The organism is Spongiibacter tropicus DSM 19543 (genome assembly GCF_000420325.1).
Classification (GTDB): Bacteria; Pseudomonadota; Gammaproteobacteria; order Pseudomonadales; family Spongiibacteraceae; genus Spongiibacter; species Spongiibacter tropicus.
In genome coordinates this window covers 2,347,619-2,366,480 of sequence record NZ_ATUS01000001.1, presented here as the reverse complement: position 1 = coordinate 2,366,480, position 18,862 = coordinate 2,347,619, and the positions used below count along the sequence as shown (strand labels likewise).

Here is an 18,862-nt window from a genome sequence, read left to right as displayed (position 1 = left end):
CATAGGCATTGCTCAAACCGCCCTGCCGAGACTTTCAAATAACAATGACGGTACACATTCATGACGCACTTTTTTACGCAGGCCCTGCGCCCGCGGTATTCCGTATCATCACTGCTGGCACTGACAGGCCTGCTGATCACTGGCTGCGAAGCCCCTCTGGAGCTGGAGGCGGTTCATGAGCAGGCCAGCCAACCTCTGCAACGCACGGACTTCTATCAGGCAATGGCCGACAACGGCGAGCTGACCCTGCTGGCGGGCAACAACGGCACGCTGCTCTCCAGCCGCGACGGCGGCAACAGCTGGCAGCGGCAGGCACTGAACACCAGCGAGAGCTTTATCGACCTCGCCAGTTGCCCCGACAACAGCTTCATTGCACTGAGCTTTGACAACCACCTGTGGCACGGCGACGGCCAGACCTGGCAGTCCCATGAATTGCCCAGCGGCGAGCAGATGATGACGGTTGCCTGCGCCGACAACGGCTGGTGGGTGGCGGGCAGTTTCAGCACGCTCCAGCACTCTGGCGACCAGGGAGCGTCCTGGCAGGAATCGAGTCTGGATGAAGACGCCATTATCACCAACCTGCAGTTTCTCGACGCGCAGAACGCGGTAGCTACCGCCGAGTACGGCATGGTCATCACCAGCCGCAATGGCGGAGAGAGTTGGGCGGTGTCGGGCTATCTTCCCGATGAGTTCTATCCCCACGCCAGCCACTTCACCTCTGCCAGCGAAGGCTGGGTCGGCGGGCTGAACGGCTTTATTTACCACACCGCCGATGGCGGCGAGTCCTGGCAGCGACAGCACACCGACACCCAGGCCCCCATTTTCAATTTTATCGACAGCCCCCGCGGCCTGCTGGCACTGGGCGACAACGCCACCGTGCTGGCACTGAGCAATACCCGCTGGTCTTCCCTGAACACCCCCAGCATTCCGCTTTATCTGCGTGCAGCGACCACTCAGGGCGACACGCTGATTGCCGCTGGCGGGCGTGGTTTGCTGTTGCGCATCGCCCTGAACGACAGCGCAACTCCCGATACCAATAATAAGTAATCAAGGAACACTATCATGGCTGGACTGCACCGTTTTACGCACGCCCTGCACCTTCTGGAACTGTGGATTTTCAACAACCCCCGCAAGGTGCTGACGCTGATTGCCCTGCTCACGTTATTTTTCGCCCTGCGCATTCCGGGACTGAAAATCTACACCGATTTCGCCGACCTGCTTCCCCAGCAGCACCCGTATATTCAGCTGCACAACAGCATCAAGGATGACTTTGGCGGCGCCAACGTATTGGTGGTGGGCATTGAGTTCGACGAGGGGGACATCTTTACCAACGAACGGCTGGCGCTGATCGACCGCGTTACCCAGGCCGTCGATAACCTGCCCGGCGTCAACCACAATCTGGTGTCCAGCGTCACGCATCGCAACTCGCGCAAAATCTGGCTGACGGAAGTCGGCAGCATCAACTCCCAGCCCTACTTCGACGCCACCAAAGGCCCTTACGACGCCGAGGCACTGGCGGGCATGAAGGCCGATGTGAGCGCCAATCCGCGTGTATTTGGCCCTTTGGTGGCTCCCGATTTAAAGATGGCACTGGTCAAGGCCCAGCTGATTGAAGGCCAGCTCGACTACGAAAAAACCTTTATCCAGCTGCGCGACCTGCGCGACGAGGTGACAGCCGACGGCATTACCCTGTACGCCACCGGCCAGCCGGTACTGGTGGGCTGGGCCTACACCTATATGGATCAGATTCTGCAAATTTTCGCCTTCACGGTACTGACCATGCTGGCGCTGCTGATCTTCCACTTCCGCAAGGCCTACGGCGTACTGATTCCACTGGGCGGCGTACTGATTTCCACTGTGTGGGGGCTGGGGATTATCAGCCTGCTGGGCTACAACCTCGACCCGCTGGGGCTGGTTATTCCCTTTCTGATTGCGGCGCGGGCCATGAGCCACGGCGTGCAGCTGGTGGAGCGTTACTACGCCGAGGCAGCCAGCTCCGGCAACGGCCCCGCTGCCGCCAAGGCCACTTTCGACAGTCTGTTCCGCCCCGGCTCGCTGGGCGTGGTGTCTGACGCCATCGGCCTGCTGCTGATTGCGGTCGGCTCTATTCCCCTCAACACCCATCTCGGCATCTACGCCTCTATGTGGGCGATCACCGTGGTGTTCAGCGTGCTGATCGGCGTACCGCTGCTGCTGTCGATTCTGCCCACCCCGCGCGAACCACGCCTGAAGGAAACCATTCTCCGCCATATTGGCGCCAGTAGCTCGCGCATTGTCAGCCGCCCCGGCAGCGCCCGCACCTTGCTATTGATTGCCGCCGCCGCCGTGGTATTGGGCATGGCCGCCGCCTCCAATGTGCAGATCGGCGACTCCGAACCCGGCTCGCCAATTCTGTATCCCGACCACGATTACAACATTTCCTCCCGCGTGGTGAACGAGCGCTTCCCTGGTTCGGAAGAACTGTACGTGGTGGCGGAAACCGACGAAAAAGGCGGCTTGAAACGCCCCGAGGTGTTGAAAGCCCTGGCGGCCTTTCAGGCCCACATGCTCACCGATCCCGGCGTGGGCGGCGCCAAGGGGTTGCCGGATTTGATCCAGCAGGTGAACCGCCTGATGCACAACAACGACCCGCGCTGGTATCAGATTCCCCACGACGAGCGCTATGTGGGCGGCCTGATGTTCACCTACATGGCCTCCAGTCCCATTCCCGGCGCGCTGGATGAGTTTAATAACACCGACGATCAGGTGGCGAATCTGGTGTTCTACTACAAGGATCGCCAAGGCGAGACCATTCGCCGCGCCATTCACATGGCCAAGCAGTGGATAGACGAGCACGGCGATGAGGTGGAGGGCCTGACCATCAAACTGGCGGGCGGCACCTTGGGCGTGGCTGCGGCCATGAACGAGTCTGCCTACCAGACCAATCTGATCGTGCTGCCGCTGGTATTCCTGCTGATTTTCGCCTTTGTCACCCTGTTCTATACCTCCTGGCACGCCGGGCTGATGATGCTGCTGGCGATGCTGTTTGCCACCACCCTCACCTACGCCTACATGGGTCTGTCAGGACTGAATATCGACATCAATACGGTGCCGGTTATCGCGGTGGGGATCGGCGTGGGCATCGATTACTCGATCTACATGATGGACAGAATCCGCGAGGAAATGGCGAAGTGCCGCGACCTAGCCCACTCGGTACAGCAGGCCATCTCCACCACCGGCATGGCGATCAGCTTTACTGCGCTGACGCTGATGGCGGGCATCGTAATGTGGGTCATTTTCTCTGACCTGCGCTTCCAGTCCGACTCGGCCCTGCTGCTCTGCGTGATGATCGTAATCAACGGCATTACCGCCATGCTGCTGGTGCCCTCCTGGGTGCTGCGCTTCCAACCTCGCTTCATCACCGCTGTGTACGCCGATGACGACGGCGTGCTCCACGCCGGCTCACCGTCTAGTTCTGGCAATACCGTAGAAAACGCCCTGGGCGTTTCTCAAACCTGAGTGGCGCCGGATGCGAAGCACCTGGCACCTATTTTTCCAAAACGAGGATCTGCTATGAAAAAAACAATAAAAGGCCTGCGATTCTGGTGTGCTGCATTCAGCGGCGTCGCCGGCATGTCGATGACAGGGGGAGCCGCGCTGGCTGATGACAGCACTCGCGTTGCTGGCTTCTATGAAAACGCCACCTTTGTGCGTGATGGCATCGGGCTGTCGAAGTTTCGCAACACCGTACAGCTCGAAGCCGAGAAGCTGTTTGGCGACGTGGGCAGCTTCAGTAATGTCAGCGTTAATGCCACTTTCCGTGGTAGCTACGACGGCGTGTACGACCTTAACGACGACGAATACGGCAAGAACGCGGGCGGTCCGATTCGGCTCCAAGATGCCGCACAGGGCTATGTCGATCACGGCGATGGTCTGTCCACCTCCAACACACCACTGCCGCCCGGTGCAACGCTGGAATTCAACAACAACCGCAACCCAAACGACGGCATGATGGTGCTGGGTGAGAACCTGCACGGCCAGAACCACGGCGTGGCCTTCGGTGTGCCGGTACGCCCCTGCGATGTCGACAGCCGCGGCTGTATCGACGACTACCTGGATAAGGACCGGGACGAACTGCGCTATCAGGAATTCAACGACCGCTTCGACTTTATCCGCGAACTGTATGTCGATTTCGACCTGAATTTCAGCAACGGTGACATCCTCAGTACCCGGCTGGGTAAACAACAGGTGATCTGGGGCCGCACCGATCTGTTCCGAGTGCTGGATGTAATCAACCCGGTGGACTACTCGCGCAATAATATTTACGACGAACTGGAAGATATCCGCATTCCCATGTGGATACTGAAAACCGATTACCGCATGGGGCCCACTGAGGTCTTAGACGGTCTGGCCTTTGACGATCTGAACATCCAACTGGTGTGGAACTTCGACCAGTTCCGTCCCCACGACATCGGTCAATGCGGCCAACCCAACGTCATCCTCGACGCGGGCTGTTTCTTCCGCGGTATGAATAACTTGTGGGAAAACGGCGGCACTGTGGCCAACTTTGCCGGGGCCAACCCCAGCGGCGGACTCGCCACCGATTTCGGCCCTGGTCAGATCGGTATTCGCAAGGCCCATATGCCGAGCTGGAGCCTGTCCAATACCCAGGTCGGCCTGAAGTTTGAGGGGGTCTACGGCGATCTCGGCTTCTCGCTAAATGCATTGAATTTCCGCTCGCAACTGCCTTCGTTGCGCGGCGGCATTCCTGCTGAGAACGGCTTCACCGGACAGACCGACGTGTGGCCGTCGCTAATCGCCTTTGATATCTACTTCCCCCGTGTGACGCTGCTTGGCGGCTCGCTGGATTATTATCTGCAGGGTGTCGATACGGTTATTCGCGCGGAAGTCGCGCACACCAGCGGCGAGGAGTTTGCCAACACCCTGCGCAGCGAGCTGTATTCAGAGTCCGATGTTCTGCGCTATGTATTGGGCGCCGATAAGAACATTTTTATTCCCTTCCTGAACGCTCGCCGCGCCTTCCTGTTCTCAGGGCAAATTTTCGGCCAGCACATTCTCGACCATGAAAGTGAGCACCGCCTATACGGCGAAGCGGGAATTCCAGACTGGGAAGCCAACTGGACAGCCACCCTGCTGATCAAGGGCTGGTGGATGAACGATCGGCTCAGCCCACAGATTATCGCCGCCCACGACTTCCGAGCAGGCTCTTCAACCATCGCCCCCAGCATCGAGTGGCTGGTCAACGATCAGGTCCGTATCACCGCAGGCTTCAACGTGAAAATCGGCGCAGGCGCGCAGAAATTTGACGACTGCCGCACCTGTAATCCTTGGGCACCATTCACCGAAGCCTATCCCGGTCAGCCCGCGGGCGAAACCGCAGGCTTGGGCGGCTATGAGCCCCTCGGTCGCTTCCGCGCAGGCCCGATTGGCATGGCACAGGAAGAAGACGAATTCCAACTGACCCTTCGCTACAGCTTCTAATAACGAGAGAGGACACATCATGTTTAGCTACCAACGCCTCAAACGCACTCTGCTCGCCAGCTGCGCCGCCTGTCTGCTGACTGGACAAGCACTGGCCGATGACGCCGTCATCGATAATTCCTTTCACCCCTACCAGGCAAAACTACCGAGTTACCCCGGCCTAACGTCTGGCATGGTTATCAATAAAGAGAATGTCGCCCAGTTCAAGGACATTATCGACCCGGCTTTCCTGCGCTTTATTGAAGAGGGCTGGACCACCATTACCGTTGGAGACACTACCTCGTTCGATTTGCACAGCAGCTATATCGACGCTACCCGCAACTCGCTGGGCAAGGTCTCGCTGGGTGAAAAAGTCGGTGAAATCAGTGGCTGGCATGCGGGTCGTCCCTTCCCGCAGGAACCCAGCGCCGACGACCCGCGCGCGGGCGAAAAACTGGCCTGGAACTACAAATATGGCTACAACTGGGGAGACAGCGCCGCCATTTATCCGTTCTATTGGAAGTACCGCGACATGAATACCGCGGCGGTTGAACGCACCATCAAGTTCAACTTCCACTTCCTCAACTTTAAGGGCCGCGTCAACCAGGAACCGACACCAGAGATTACACCCAACCCGTCCGACCTGTTCCGGGCCATCTACGTGCAGGTGCTTGACCCCTACGACGTGCGCAACACCCAGTTGCTGATCCACCGCGCAGCCGATGACCTCAAGCGGGATAACTCCTGGCTATACCTGGGCTTCCAGCGTCGAGTTCGCCGTCTGGCGACCGGTCAGGTGACAGACGCCTTCCTCGGTTCCGATTTGATGATTGAGGATTTCGAGGGCTATAACGGCCGTATCTCAGACATGAACTGGCAGTACAAAGGCACCCGCTACATGCTGATGCCCTTCTACAACCACAACGCGCTGCAACTCGACAGCAAAACCCATCAGGACGAAGACGGCTATCAGGTTGTCGCCTTCAGCGGCAAGGGCGGCTGCTTCCCGGACATTACCTGGCAACTTCGCAAAGTTTATGAAGTAGAAGCCACACCGGTCGATGAAGGCCACCCGTTGTCCAAGCGCGTGCACTTCATGGATGCCCAGACCTTTACGATTCCGCGAACCGTGTCCTACGACCGCAAGGGCAGCCTGTGGAAGACCTTCACCATCGGTCAGGCTCACCCTGATCACCATCTGCCCCAAAACAAAGGCAGCGGTGTGTCTATTGACGACAGCTTCAGCATGATTGATGTCCAGGCCAGCCATTGCACCACTGGGCAGTTCAAAGGTCAGGTCGACCCTGAGCTGTCTCCCGCCAGTATGTTCAGCGTTCAGCACCTGCGCGCAACGGGCAACTAAGTGGAAACCAGCCACTGCCTTCCGGGACGTTGCTCAGTGGCTGAAGCGGGATGATTGTCGGTTCACCCCAGTGACCGACCCCGCAGAGAGTAGCAGTGCTCTCGCTCTTTGGGGCTACTCCCCGTAGCCCCCTTTTTGTTTTCTGAGAGAGGTAAGCGTCATGGTGACACAGGGACAGGCTTCCCCAGATCATCCCCTTACAGTGGTGATTTCGCGCCGGGTAAAAAGCGGTAAAGAAACGGAATTCGAAGCCCTGAGTGCAGAGATGACCACGCGCGCCAGTCACTTTCCCGGCTACCTCGGCGCAACCATGTTTCGACCTGCCTCTGCCGACGACCCGGAGTACCGCATCGTCTTCAAATTCGCCGGCCAGGCCGCCCTCTCCGACTGGGAGCAATCACCCGAACGCCTGGAAGTGCTGCAACAAATAGAACAGCTGCTCATTACACCCAGCGAGCGGGAAACCGTCTCTGGGATCGTGAGCTGGTTTACCCTGCCCGGCCAAAACCCAGTACAACCACCGCCGCGCTACAAAATGACGCTCGTTAGCTGGCTAGCGCTCTACCCCGCCGTAACCGTCATCTTCTTTTTATTCGGCGACTGGCTGGCGGCAATGCCACTGGCAATACGAACATTGCTAGTGACGGCCTCGGTGATGCTACTGATGAGCTATGTACTGATGCCAAGAATGACACGCTGGTTTTCACGCTGGCTGTATCCTACCTCGCGCAGCCGCAGTCGCTGACTACGGCCGCCGCTGTATTCAGCGTTGAGAATTCACTAGTATTAGCCGGGCGATCTCTCCTCGAACTCCACAGACGGCCGGTCATGCCCCAAAAGCTCGCAAAGCACTGGACTTCAATCGGCTATTTCAGGCCGATCTTTGACTATTTACGCGCCGCCGGGCAGCCGCGAGCGCCCTACCTGAAATTGCTGGGGCTGAGCGAAGCGGATTTGTCCAACCCCGACGTCCGCATCGACAACAGTCTGTTACACCCGCTGTTCCAAATGGCCGAGCGAGAGTGCGGAGATCCGAATATTGGTCTGCATGCCGGCCTGACGATGCAGGTTCAGCATATTGGTATTGTCGGGCTGCTGGCGATGAGCTGTCAGTATGCGCGGGAAATTTTCGAGCTGCATGCGCGCTACCAGAGCCTGATCGGCGATGGTTTCGTGTTCAACTATTATCTGATCGACGATGCCTTCTGCGTGGACGCGGCCGTTGCCACGGGTCACCCGCCGCTGGGCCGACAGGAATATGAATACAGCCTGGCGGGACTCTATCGTCTTCAGTCTCAGTTGATTGGCGGCGACAGCGCATTTCAACGCATTGAACTGCCCTTCGAGCGACCACCGGCAGGCAGTGCCATTGAGTCACTGTTGGACGCACCGGTGAGTTACGGCCACGACCGTATTCGGATTTTTCTGGCAAAGTCGGTTTACGACGCGGAGCTGGTTGGCGCCGATCCACATATTAAGCAACTGCTGGAAACCCAGGCCCATCAGCGTCTGCTGCAACTGCGCGGCGAGCAGGCCAGCAGCGATCCCATGCTGGCCAGAATTCGGGAGTTAATCGCGGAACGGCTGGCCTATGGCACCGCCTCGCTGGAGAGTATTGCCGACGCCATGCAGGTGTCGGTGCGCACGCTGCAACGGCAGCTAGACCAACACGACACCCGCTTCACCCAGCTATTGGACGACACCCGCCAGGACCTCGCCCGGCGGTATATCAGCAATGCGGAACTGAGCCTGCTGGAAATTGCCATGATGCTCGGTTTTGCCGAGCAGAGCAGTTTTAACCGGGCCTTCAAGCGCTGGTTTGGCGAATCCCCCGGTGCCTATCGACGGAACAGCTAGGCTTATTCAGGCAAGGTATCGAGAAAGGTCTGGTAGATTGCCGCCGTTTCTTCAGGTGCCTCGACCATCGGCATATGGCCAATCTCCGGCATCAAGCGAACATACAAATTCGGCACCTGCTCGCGCCACACACTGACCGCGCTGACATCAATCAGTCGATCCTGCTCGCCCCAAATCAACAAGCTCGGCACCTGCATCTCAGACAAGCGCTCTGTGAGACGCGGCTCACTATGAATGTCCTTAAAAATCTGTGCGTAACGCTCGCGGCGATCCATATACATCTGCGCAGTGGCATCCAATACCATCTTGGGCAAATACGGCGGCTTGGCCATGGTCATCGGGTAGAAGCGCGCAAAGTCCTCCGCAGACGCAATCTCGAATGGATTTTCGCCCTGCTCCAACAGGCGTTCCATATCGCTGCGCTCCGGAGAGATGACGCCCGCAGGATCAACCATCGTCGCCGACAACGTGCGCTCCGGGAACGCCAGAGCAAAATAGGCGGCGATGTAGCCTCCCATGGAATTCCCGATAATGTGGATACGCTCAATATCCAGCTTATCCATCAGTGCCACGATGCGTTCCGCCTGAGCCTGCTGACTGTAGTCCCAAGTTGGGTCGAAAGCGGCGTCGCCGTGACCGGCGAGATCGGGAATGATGACATCGTAACTGTCGACGAAGAACCGGGCGAACCGCGGCCAAACGGTTTTATCCGCGGTATAACCATGCACCATCACAATGGCCTGCCCACCTTCCTTTCCGCCACGATAATAGGGAATGGACAGTTCGCCGATATCCTGTTGATGCGCTTCCAGGCCGTAAAGCTTGTTCTCAAGTGAGATGCCCGCAGCAAACACAAGTCCGCCCACCTTGGGATAACTTACGGCGGCGGCAATAAGGCCCGCAGCCAACACCGCGACCAGCAGCCAGAGAGTTTTTTTCATCGAATGACTCCGTATTGTCATTATTTTACGAGGGGTAATGAGCGCCATCGAGTACATCGCGCATTTTCCGCCACAGTATCCAATTCCTTAACTTGAGCGGCAACAGGCCACTGGCAAGGCGAATACTGAAGGCTTGATTCCCGAACACAATGCGCGGACGTTTGCCCAGGACCGCACGAATCACCACCTCGACAATGTCCTCTGGTGCTGTCGTGAGGAACTTCCGATTGAATGCCTGCCCCTCGCGTTTTTTGACAATATTGGTGGCGATGCCCCCCGGGTGCACCAGATAGGCATCGACGGGACTATCCTGCAGCTCCACCATCAGCGCTTCGGTGTAGCCGCGCACCGCAAACTTGCTGGCGCAGTAATCACTATTGCTTGGTGTGCCGATCAGGCCGAAAACACTCGATACATTGATCACCGCACCCTCGCCATTGGCAAAAAGCTGCGGCAGAAACAGGCGCGTTCCATTGACTACACCGTAAAAGTTCACCGCCATTACACGTTCGATTTCGCTCTTGCTTATCGCCCAGGTAGGTTTGACGGCGCCCTCAATACCGGCGTTATTAATGATCACATGGGCATATCCCAAGGACTGTTTAACCGCCGCCGCGAACGCGGCAAACGCGGTCTCGTCAGCAACATCAAATGCCTGGTGGAAGCAATCTGATCTTGCAGGCTCGGGCAGCAAGGCAACGCTCTGCTCAAGTGCTTCGCGGTCATAATCGTTAAGCGCCAACTTCGCACCCAGTCGAGCAAAGGCCATGGCATACGCTCGCCCCATCCCCGACCCTGCGCCAGTGATCACCACAACTTTGTTCTTGAATGTTTTCATGATTCAGCGCCTCCCGCTGCAGGCGTTGCCAGAGCTGCCTTGGGCGCGGGCGCGTCTGAAAAACGGTGATGCCGACGCTTGAACGCGTTCGCCATGCGCCGGTACGTAAAGGAAAAGCCGGGGAACATTGCGATCACGTGACCACTCTTGCTTTGATACCAGCTATTGCAGCCACCGGACTTCCACACCGTTTTCTCCATCTCGCGGTGAATCATCTCCGTGTACTCCACTTCGGCTTCCTCGGTCACTTCAACCGTCTGGTGCCTGCCCTTCAATACCTGCTTGATGGCTTTCGCGACATAGTTCAGCTGTGCCTCGATGATAAAAATCGCCGAGGTATGACCAATACCCGTATTGGGTCCGGTCATAATAAAAAGGTTGGGGAAGCCCGGCAGGCTGGTGCCCAAATATGCACGCGGATACGCCTCCCACTGATCGGCCAAAGAACGGCCATCGCGCCCCTCTACTGGATAGGAGATTACGCCGTCGGTGGCGCAGTAGCCTGTGGCGTAGACAATCAGGTCCACATCCAGCTGCTTCCCCTGCGTTGTGCGAATCCCCGTCTCGTTGATTTCGGCAATACCGTCGTCCTTGGTATGCACGCTGACATGCGGCTGGTCCAGTGCCGGGTAGAGTGTGCTCGACAAAATAATTCGCTTGCAGCCGATGGTGTAATCCGGCGTCAGCGCTTTTTGCAGTGCCGGATCGCCAATCGTCTTTTTGATGAAGTTCTCGGCCTTGCGTTGGGCAACGAGCTTCAACATGGTTTTGGAGTATTTGAAGCCGATAACCCGGTACTCCAGCGACCAATAGATCAAGCTGCGCAGCAGTTTGTACAGCGGTTTAAAGCCCAAGAGATAGCGCTGGAAGCGAGAAAAGCGACGGTCCGGTCTGGGCAGAACCCAGTGCGGGGTTCGCTGGAACACATGCATTTCTGCCACATCATTCGCCATCGCCGGGATGACCTGTGCCGCACTGGCGCCACTGCCGATAATCGCCACACGCTTGCCTTTGTAATCGTAGTCCCAGTCCCAGTTATTGGTGTGAAAGGCCGCGCCCTGAAAGCGCTCGCGCCCGTTAAAATCCGGGGTAAACGGTGTACTCAGGGGGCCTGAGGCGTTGATCAGAAACTGCGCGCGAAACTCACCGTTATTGGTCGATACGACCCACTGCTGCCGACTCTCGTCCCAGTTCACCCGTTCAACATTGGTCGCAGTGCGGGTTTTCTCACGCAGACCGTTCTTGTCGATAACGTGGTTGGTGTAGGTCTGCAGCTCGGCCTGTTCGGCAAACATCTGCGACCATTGATAGGGCTCGGCCTCAATCGAGTACAGCGGCGATTGCACATCGACCGCAGCACCAGGGTAGGTATTCTGGCACCAGGTGCCGCCCATGAAGTCGCGACGTTCCAGAATAAGGTAGTCGTCAATGCCCAGTGTCTTGAGCTTCATGGCAGCACACTGGCCACCAAAGCCACTGCCGATGATTAATACCGTGTGTGTACTCATGGAGATTCCTCAAACGCGAACGGACGCATAGTGAGGCTATTCTTTCAGCGCAGCATCGCCGCGTATTGACATGGTGTGTCAATTTTAAACTTGATGTGACAAGGCCGCCACGCACCAGCGGAGGCCATGACTCAGTGAATTAGGACTTCAATGACGCGACGATCCCCGTCCACATGGCATCACTCGCCGCATAGGGCGCGTAGATTGCCAGTCGGTCCGCATACTCGCCATAGCGCGCCTTGAGTTTTGCGGCGATGTCACCGGGCTCTCCCCGCACACAGAAGGCGTCGAGAAACTCGTCGTCAATGTAGTCGCCGAGCTGGTCCCATTTTCCCTCTTTGGAAAGCGCATTGAGTCTGGGTTGCAGCTCGCCCAGCCCCACCGCTTCCATCGGCGGTCGATAGGCCGGGGTGGAGGCGTAAAAGCCCAGCAATCCTTTCACGCTGTTTTCAGCGGCCCGGTATTCCTCTTCACTTTCGCCAGTAATGACAATGGCATTGACCTGCAGAAGGAAGTCATCGATGGATCGCCCCGCTTTGTCGAGGCCACGGCGCACGGCAGGCAATGCGCGCTCTTCCAGGAACGGCAGGCTGTTGAACGGGTGTACGATCAGGCCGTCGGCGACCTCGCCCGCCACTTCGGTCATTTTCGGCCCCAGTGCGCCGAGCATAATGGGCGGCGGCCCGTAGGGGTTGGGACCGGGGTTAAACATCGGGGTCATCAGTGTATGGCGGTAAAACTTACCCTGAAAGTCGAGTTTGCTGCCGTTCTGCCAGCAGTCAAAAAAGGCTTTGACGGCCTGAATGTATTCGCGCATCCGCGACGCGGGTGGATCAAATTCCAGCCCAAAGCGCTTCTCGATATGGGCTTTGATCTGCGAACCGATACCCAGCATAAACTTGCCCTTCGAGAAGGTCTGCAGGTCCCAGGCCTGATAGGCGATATGAGAAGGGTTTCTGGGAAAGGCGACGGCGATACCGGTGGCAATATCCAGCGAGGGTGCATGCTCGCTGGCCAACGCCAGGGGCAGAAACGGGTCCCAGCTACCCTCAAGGGTGTAGACCCCATCGTAGCCGATAGCGGCCAGCCGTTTGGCTTCGGCGGCGGCGCCGCCCAGCGTCGCATAAAATGGACCATCGATTTTCATAGCAAGTTCTCTTCGTGTATGACGGGGTATCAGCTCAGCACCGTGACGACACCGGTTTCCGCATCGAGCCGCACACGGTCGCCGGTGCGAATGTGTTTTGTCCCCATACGGGTATTAACGATGGCAGGCAGACCGTATTCCCGCGCGATCACTGCGCCGTGGGAAACCGCACTTCCGACGTCAGTAATGAGGCCGGAGATCAGGCTGAAATACGGGGTCCAACCCACATCAGTGATTGGCGCGACCAGGATTTCACCGGGCTGGAGCGCCGCAGCTTCCGATACGCTGAAGGCGACCCGGGCGCGACCTTCCACCACCCCTCGGGATACCGGCCTCCCCACAAGCTCGCCCTCGCTATTCGCCAACTGGCCGCGAAGATCAATCGGCTGCGGAGTGCCCACGCAGATCTCATCAAACTCCAGTCGGTCCTGAAATGACAGCGCCAGCCGCCGCTGCTTTGCTCGCTCGCACCAAGCCGCCTGACTCGGCGCCGACGCATCGCTGCGCACAAAATCCACCAGTTCTTCGTGCAGAAAAAAGAACACCAGATCCGCGTCATCGAGCCGCCCTTCCGCGACCAACTGTTCCCCCAGTGCGCGATAGCTGCGTTTGAAGCGATTGGCAATATCCACCAGCAGAGATTTTGTGGCCTCGCGTCGACGAACAGCATTGTGCGCCTTGGGCACAATCCAGCGCAGCGCCCGACTGAGCTCGTGGAGGTTGACCGCGTCCGGACGGGGCGCTGCCTCGCGCCCCTGAAGACGCGCATTGACCGACGCCTGCATGGTGGCGATCAAGGTTTCGGGGGCATCCGCCCAGCACCGCTCGCGCATGCACAGCTCCCGGTAGGCGCGATGACCGTGGCGCTCAAGAAAGGCGTTATACGCCGTGGTAATGGCATCCGGCGCCTCGTCCTGAAGCCAGAGCAAGGCGTCTTCGCAACGACAGTCGACAAACTTCGCCAGGGCATCGGGATGAGCCGCAATCTCATCGACCAGAGCATCGAGCTGATCGACCAGTACGGCCGACTCCACACCTTTGGCCCCGGCCATCAGCCGCGCGCCTTCAGCCTCTTCTTCCGGACTGCTCTCCTGACCGCCGGAGATGATGGCCTGCAAGACATTGCTGGCGAAGCCCGATGTGGCAGAGGATTGCAGATGTACCGCCATCGCCTCGACGTAAAATGCTTGCGCCTGATCGAGGGCCTCCGCCAGCTCAATACTGCTGCCGCGAACGGGAAGACTGAAGCCCCCCGCGCGTTGCTTGAAGGCGTCAATGACGGCATCGGCGCGCCGTAAATAACGCAGCAGGCGGAACATGCCACCAAGCCGAATCAGACCATTGCGTTTCGGCGGCTCTTTAAGCTCTTCAACAATGCGACCGCAAATACTCAACCCCATGGATTTCACATCAGTCCCCAGCACGGTGGAAACCGTGGCTGCCGAGCCACTGAGGTTCAAAAACATTTTGCCACTGCACATTGCGACCTGCGTCCACTCGTCGGTAATTGCGGGACGACCGGCATAGCTGACATGCATATGCTGCATGCCTTTTTCGATGCTGCGACCGGTAGTGGAGAATGTCAGCGGGCAACTGGCCCCCGGCATCATCTCGCCGATATTGCAGCGGGTCACCACATCCTCATCAGCCAGTGGCGTATTCAATTCGTTAAGGTCAGAGCCCAGCGTCGTGATGGGGCGAGCCTGCAGCCACTTGAGTTGCCCCTCATCGTCGAACGCCCACTCCATATCGAGAGGCTGACCGGCGGCAGCAACCGCCGCGCGCGCCTGTTCGACCAATTGCTGACGCTGCGGCGGCGAAAGTATTGGCGCCTCGCCCACCAAGTCCTCAAAGCACAGCGTATTGTCGAGGTCGTACTCATAGTGATCGGGCGTTTGATCCCCACTCACCAACGCCTCGCCCAATCCCTCGACCGCGTCGATAACCAGTCGGTCGTGTCGACCGGAGACTGGGTCTGCGCTGAACAACACACCCGCCGAGCGGGCCTCCACCATCTGCTGTACCACGACACACATTTGGGTTTCCGGCAGGGCTTTCTGCTGCTGATAGGCCTGCGCCCGAGCACTGTGCAACGAGGCGACACAGCGCTCGATTGCGTCCTTAAGCGCATCTTCACCCTGCACATTCAGTACGGTTTCGTAGAGCCCGGCGAAGGAGCTTTCGCTGCCGTCCTCGCCCAACGCCGAGGAGCGAACCGCAACCTTAGCCGCTCCCAGCTCGCGATATCGCGCGATGGCGGATTCTTCGTAGCCGCCCTCCTGTGCATTGATAATGACAAAGGCGCGAGGCACCGACAGTCCCCAGGTAATCAGCCTGGACAGTCCCTCAGCCTTACCGCCGACCGGATCACGGGCAGGCTCTATGTCTTCGATCCAACGCACACTGGCAGACGTTTTTATTGTTGTCATACGCCACAGTTTCCTGCTGAACGGAAAAACTATACGATCGTATAGCCAGAGTATAAAGTCAACCGGCGCCGCCACGAGCGATGATCGCGGTATACTTCAACGACAATCCGACACAGGGCCCCGAGCATTTCATCGATGAGCCACTCAGACGCAGCCATACCCAGTACGACCGACGACAGCCGGGCATCAAAGCGCCGCCAAATCCTGGCCGCTGCCGCCGAGCTGTTTGCTCAACAGGGTTACGATGGCACCTCGATTGGCGCTGTTGCCGAGGCTGCCAAGGTACAAAAGTCGCTGGTTCAATATCACTTTGAAAACAAGAAGTCGCTCTGGCAGGAGAGCATTCGCTACATCTGGCAAGAGCGCGACGACGCCCTACCCCGCTATCTGGATGAAAACGACAGCAGCGTCGAGCCCGACGAACTCATCTGGCAGCTTTGTCGGCGTGTACTGCGCTTCACCTTTGACCACCCGCAATGGGTCAAGCTGATGTTTCAGGAAGCCTCCACCCCCGGCCCCCGGCTCGACTGGATGGTGGCGCATTTTTTCAGAAGCGACTTTCAGCGTGGCACGGCGATCATTGAGCTTGGGCAACAACAGGGCCTACTCCCCAAAGGCAATGTGATTGATCTTCTCCACATTCTGTCCGGCGCGTTGATCTACCTCGTGAATGTCGCGCCCATTACCGAGCGCGTATTGGGGGTCAGCCCCGAGAGTGACGAATACATTGACCACCACGTGCGCTCATTGATGGCGCTGTTGCAGACCGCCACGGCGTCCGCCACAAAACCGTAACCGGGCTGTCACCGGGATTTCCCACAAACTTCTTACGCTGCAGGTTTTGAATCTCACACTGCGTTAGGAGTTTGATCATGCGCCTGAAAAAGCTGGCATTTGCCACTCTACTTGGTACCGCTCTTATCAGCGGCTGTTCTCTCGACGGCGACGATGGCGAACGCGGCCCAGCCGGGCCTCAGGGTGAACAAGGCCCGGCCGGTGAGCTTGGCGGTCGCGCCATTGATCTGACCATTCTGCACATGAACGACCACCACTCCCATATCGAGTCCGACAGTTTCGACTTTGATGTCTCGTCGCTGGGGCTGTCGGCACAAAATGACGCAGGAGAAACCCCGGCAGAGATTTCGGTTAACTATGGCGGTTTCCCGATGCTGGTCTCGCTCTTCAATACCCTGTCGAATCAAAGCAGCAATGTGATCAAACTCCATGCCGGCGATGCGGTAACGGGCACGCTGTTCTACACCCTGTTCAAAGGCGTGGCTGACGCCGCCGTAATGAACCAGATCTGCTTCGACGCCTTTGCACTGGGCAACCACGAGTTTGACGACGGCGACAGTGGTCTGGCGTATTTTCTCGATGCACTGAATTCCACTGCCTGTCAGACACCGGCGCTGGCCGCCAACGTCAGCCCGGCACCGACGTCTGCCATCAACAGTGGCTATATCCAGCCGTACACGCTGGTGAAACGCGAAGGCGAGACCATCGGCATTATCGGCATCGACATCGCCGGCAAAACCAAAAACTCTTCCCAGCCCGATGACGGCACCGAGTTCCTCGACGAAGCCACCACCGCGCAGCAGTACATCGACGAGCTGACGGCAATGGGCGTGAACAAGATTATTCTGCTGACCCACTACCAGTATCAAAGCGACCTGGCCCTGGCAGCGCAGTTAACCGGCGTCGATGTGATTGTCGGCGGCGACTCGCATTCACTGCTGGGCGGGGACAGCTTCGACGCACTGGGCTTTAACCCGGTTGGCGACTACCCAACACAGGTCAGCAATAAAGATGGCGACCCGGTGTGTGTGGTACAGGCTTGGGAATACGCTCATCTGATGGGCAAGCTGGACGTAAGCTTCGACGAAGACGGCGTGGTCACCAGTTGTGCCGGTCAGCCGTATATGCCCATCAGCAATCAGTTTGCGTACAGCTACAGCGATAGCGAAACCCGCCCACTCGACAGCGGCGACAACTATCTTCTTACTCAAGCGCTAACCGCCTATCCGGAACTGGTGATGACCTTACCTGACGCCACCACTCAGGCGCTGGTTGATGACTTTGCCGCGGAAACGGAAGTGCTGAAGCAAACCGTGATTGGCAGTATCAGCGATGACCTGTGTCTGGAGCGTTTCCCCGGCCAAGGCCGCTCCAGCCTTTGCGACGTTTCTGCGACATCGGCCATGGGTTCCGATATTTCCAATATCGTCGCCAAGGCATTTATGACCGTCACACCCACCGCTGACATTGGCATTCAAAACGGTGGCGGCGTTCGCGTTGATGTGGCGGCAGGCGACTTCACCATCGCCGATGCCTATACGCTGCTCCCCTTCTCGAACACGCTGGTCACGCTGGAGATGAGCGGCCAACAGATCGTCGATGTATTGGAAGATGCGCTGTCCAACGCACTCGACAACGGCGGCTCTACCGGGTCTTACCCCTACGCCTCCGGTCTTCGCTACGCCGTTGATGCCTCGGCGGCAAAAGGCAGTCGTATCAGCAACATCGAAGTGAACCCCCGTGTTGCAGGCAGTTGGAGTACGCTGGATCTGGCGGCGACTTACACCGTGGTTACCAACGACTTTATCGCCTCAGGACAGGACGGTTACGACGCCTTTGGCCCGATCTATGATGCGGGAAACTTTGTCGATACCTTCACTGAATACGCGCAGGGCTTCGTCAGCTTTATGGAATGGCTGAGTGACGATGGCGCCGCCCTCGGTAAATTGCCTGCCAGTGAGTACTCCACTCAGTCGTATATCGGCCGCGACGGTTGCAATCACAGCAGCGGCAGTTGCAGCGGTTACTGAGTTCGTTATAACCAAAAGAAAAAGGCGGCCTCTGGCCGCCTTTTTTGCTACTGCGTTGCGCGGAGTTATTCCTCCGTTTTCTCCACCTTGTTGAGCTTGTGCAGACTTTCAATCGGGCATTTCATCGGTCCGATGGAGGTTTTAACCACGAGCTGATCAAAGGGCGTGACATCATCGGTCGTTGTGGTAAACCCAATGTGTTCGGCGCCACGAAGATCCGTGCAGTCCATGGTCAACGTCACCAGATAATTGTCGCGAGGTCCCGCGCCAAAAATCACGTGTCGATCGTCTACATAATTCCAGCCGTTGATGCGGTAGTTCTTGATACGCTCAACTCGCTCGGCCACCGCGTAGCCGCGTTTACTCAGAATATCCTCAGTCGTCTGTTCTGGCGACGAGGCGCAGGCTGCCAGCAGCAAGCCTGCGCTCAACGCCGCTATCATTACCATTCGCTGTTTCATTACCATGCTCTCCTGCTTGCTCTACTCGTTTCG

General features: G+C 58.0%; 14 protein-coding genes. 8 read left to right on the top strand and 6 right to left on the bottom strand.

Annotated elements, in window-relative coordinates:
- The first annotated feature begins 60 nt into the window (after positions 1-60).
- The 6 genes from G411_RS0111090 to G411_RS0111065 all read left to right on the top strand — a co-directional run bounded on the left by G411_RS0111090 (position 61) and on the right by G411_RS0111065 (position 8,680).
- Positions 61-1,047, top strand: coding sequence for a WD40/YVTN/BNR-like repeat-containing protein (locus G411_RS0111090; protein WP_022959279.1), 987 nt, complete (start codon positions 61-63; stop codon positions 1,045-1,047).
- A gap of 15 nt (positions 1,048-1,062) precedes the next feature.
- Positions 1,063-3,498: an efflux RND transporter permease subunit gene (locus G411_RS0111085; RefSeq protein WP_022959278.1), complete on the top strand. Its 2,436-nt coding sequence runs from the start codon at positions 1,063-1,065 to the stop codon at positions 3,496-3,498.
- A 54-nt stretch (positions 3,499-3,552) separates the two neighbouring features.
- Positions 3,553-5,481: a DUF1302 family protein gene (locus tag G411_RS0111080; RefSeq protein ID WP_022959277.1), complete on the top strand. Its 1,929-nt coding sequence runs from the start codon at positions 3,553-3,555 to the stop codon at positions 5,479-5,481.
- Between the two features lie 19 nt (positions 5,482-5,500).
- Complete coding sequence (locus tag G411_RS0111075) at positions 5,501-6,823, top strand: DUF1329 domain-containing protein (protein ID WP_022959276.1); 1,323 nt, start codon at positions 5,501-5,503, stop codon at positions 6,821-6,823.
- 160 nt (positions 6,824-6,983) lie between these two features.
- Entirely contained in the window at positions 6,984-7,568 is a 585-nt protein-coding gene (locus G411_RS0111070; RefSeq protein ID WP_022959275.1) for an antibiotic biosynthesis monooxygenase, read from the top strand.
- 83 nt (positions 7,569-7,651) lie between these two features.
- The gene (locus G411_RS0111065) at positions 7,652-8,680 is read left to right on the top strand and encodes a helix-turn-helix domain-containing protein (RefSeq protein ID WP_022959274.1); all 1,029 of its coding nucleotides are present in this window, start codon (positions 7,652-7,654) and stop codon (positions 8,678-8,680) included.
- Positions 8,681-8,682: 2 nt separating this feature from the next.
- Here the strand turns inward: G411_RS0111065 and G411_RS0111060 are convergent, their stop codons facing one another.
- The 5 genes from G411_RS0111060 to G411_RS0111040 all read right to left on the bottom strand — a co-directional run bounded on the left by G411_RS0111060 (position 8,683) and on the right by G411_RS0111040 (position 15,543).
- Entirely contained in the window at positions 8,683-9,621 is a 939-nt protein-coding gene (locus G411_RS0111060; protein ID WP_022959273.1) for an alpha/beta fold hydrolase, read from the bottom strand.
- 25 nt (positions 9,622-9,646) lie between these two features.
- Complete coding sequence (locus G411_RS0111055; protein ID WP_022959272.1) at positions 9,647-10,459, bottom strand: SDR family NAD(P)-dependent oxidoreductase; 813 nt, start codon at positions 10,457-10,459, stop codon at positions 9,647-9,649.
- Complete coding sequence (locus G411_RS20195) at positions 10,456-11,967, bottom strand: flavin-containing monooxygenase (protein WP_022959271.1); 1,512 nt, start codon at positions 11,965-11,967, stop codon at positions 10,456-10,458. The genes G411_RS0111055 and G411_RS20195 overlap by 4 nt, the downstream gene beginning before the upstream one ends.
- A gap of 139 nt (positions 11,968-12,106) precedes the next feature.
- Positions 12,107-13,114 (bottom strand): TIGR03617 family F420-dependent LLM class oxidoreductase, encoded by a 1,008-nt coding sequence (locus tag G411_RS0111045; protein ID WP_022959270.1) that lies wholly within the window; start codon positions 13,112-13,114, stop codon positions 12,107-12,109.
- A 29-nt stretch (positions 13,115-13,143) separates the two neighbouring features.
- Complete coding sequence (locus G411_RS0111040) at positions 13,144-15,543, bottom strand: PEP/pyruvate-binding domain-containing protein (protein WP_022959269.1); 2,400 nt, start codon at positions 15,541-15,543, stop codon at positions 13,144-13,146.
- Positions 15,544-15,678: 135 nt separating this feature from the next.
- Between G411_RS0111040 and G411_RS0111035 the strand changes: the two genes are divergently transcribed.
- A complete protein-coding gene (locus tag G411_RS0111035) occupies positions 15,679-16,338 on the top strand; it encodes a TetR/AcrR family transcriptional regulator (RefSeq protein WP_022959268.1) in 660 nt (219 codons plus the stop codon).
- A 77-nt stretch (positions 16,339-16,415) separates the two neighbouring features.
- On the top strand, positions 16,416-18,368 hold the full coding sequence (nadN, locus tag G411_RS0111030) for an NAD nucleotidase (protein ID WP_022959267.1): 1,953 nt from the start codon (positions 16,416-16,418) through the stop codon (positions 18,366-18,368).
- Positions 18,369-18,433: 65 nt separating this feature from the next.
- On the opposite strand, the gene G411_RS0111025 is transcribed toward nadN, so the two are convergent.
- On the bottom strand, positions 18,434-18,829 hold the full coding sequence (locus G411_RS0111025) for a DUF6491 family protein (RefSeq protein WP_022959266.1): 396 nt from the start codon (positions 18,827-18,829) through the stop codon (positions 18,434-18,436).
- Positions 18,830-18,862: the final 33 nt, after the last annotated feature.

Excerpts from the sequence above, each read along its gene's own strand:
- G411_RS0111070 (WP_022959275.1), top strand. The coding sequence starts at position 6,984 with ATGGTGACACAGGGACAGGCTTCCCCAGATCATCCCCTTACAGTGGTG.
- G411_RS0111080 (WP_022959277.1), top strand. The coding sequence starts at position 3,553 with ATGAAAAAAACAATAAAAGGCCTGCGATTCTGGTGTGCTGCATTCAGC.
- G411_RS0111085 (WP_022959278.1), top strand. The coding sequence starts at position 1,063 with ATGGCTGGACTGCACCGTTTTACGCACGCCCTGCACCTTCTGGAACTG.
- G411_RS0111065 (WP_022959274.1), top strand. The coding sequence starts at position 7,652 with ATGCCCCAAAAGCTCGCAAAGCACTGGACTTCAATCGGCTATTTCAGG.
- G411_RS0111060 (WP_022959273.1), bottom strand. The coding sequence starts at position 9,621 with ATGAAAAAAACTCTCTGGCTGCTGGTCGCGGTGTTGGCTGCGGGCCTT.
- G411_RS20195 (WP_022959271.1), bottom strand. The coding sequence starts at position 11,967 with ATGAGTACACACACGGTATTAATCATCGGCAGTGGCTTTGGTGGCCAG.
- G411_RS0111035 (WP_022959268.1), top strand. The coding sequence starts at position 15,679 with ATGAGCCACTCAGACGCAGCCATACCCAGTACGACCGACGACAGCCGG.
- G411_RS0111045 (WP_022959270.1), bottom strand. The coding sequence starts at position 13,114 with ATGAAAATCGATGGTCCATTTTATGCGACGCTGGGCGGCGCCGCCGCC.
- G411_RS0111090 (WP_022959279.1), top strand. The coding sequence starts at position 61 with ATGACGCACTTTTTTACGCAGGCCCTGCGCCCGCGGTATTCCGTATCA.
- nadN (WP_022959267.1), top strand. The coding sequence starts at position 16,416 with ATGCGCCTGAAAAAGCTGGCATTTGCCACTCTACTTGGTACCGCTCTT.
- G411_RS0111075 (WP_022959276.1), top strand. The coding sequence starts at position 5,501 with ATGTTTAGCTACCAACGCCTCAAACGCACTCTGCTCGCCAGCTGCGCC.
- G411_RS0111040 (WP_022959269.1), bottom strand. The coding sequence starts at position 15,543 with ATGACAACAATAAAAACGTCTGCCAGTGTGCGTTGGATCGAAGACATA.
- G411_RS0111055 (WP_022959272.1), bottom strand. The coding sequence starts at position 10,459 with ATGAAAACATTCAAGAACAAAGTTGTGGTGATCACTGGCGCAGGGTCG.
- G411_RS0111025 (WP_022959266.1), bottom strand. The coding sequence starts at position 18,829 with ATGAAACAGCGAATGGTAATGATAGCGGCGTTGAGCGCAGGCTTGCTG.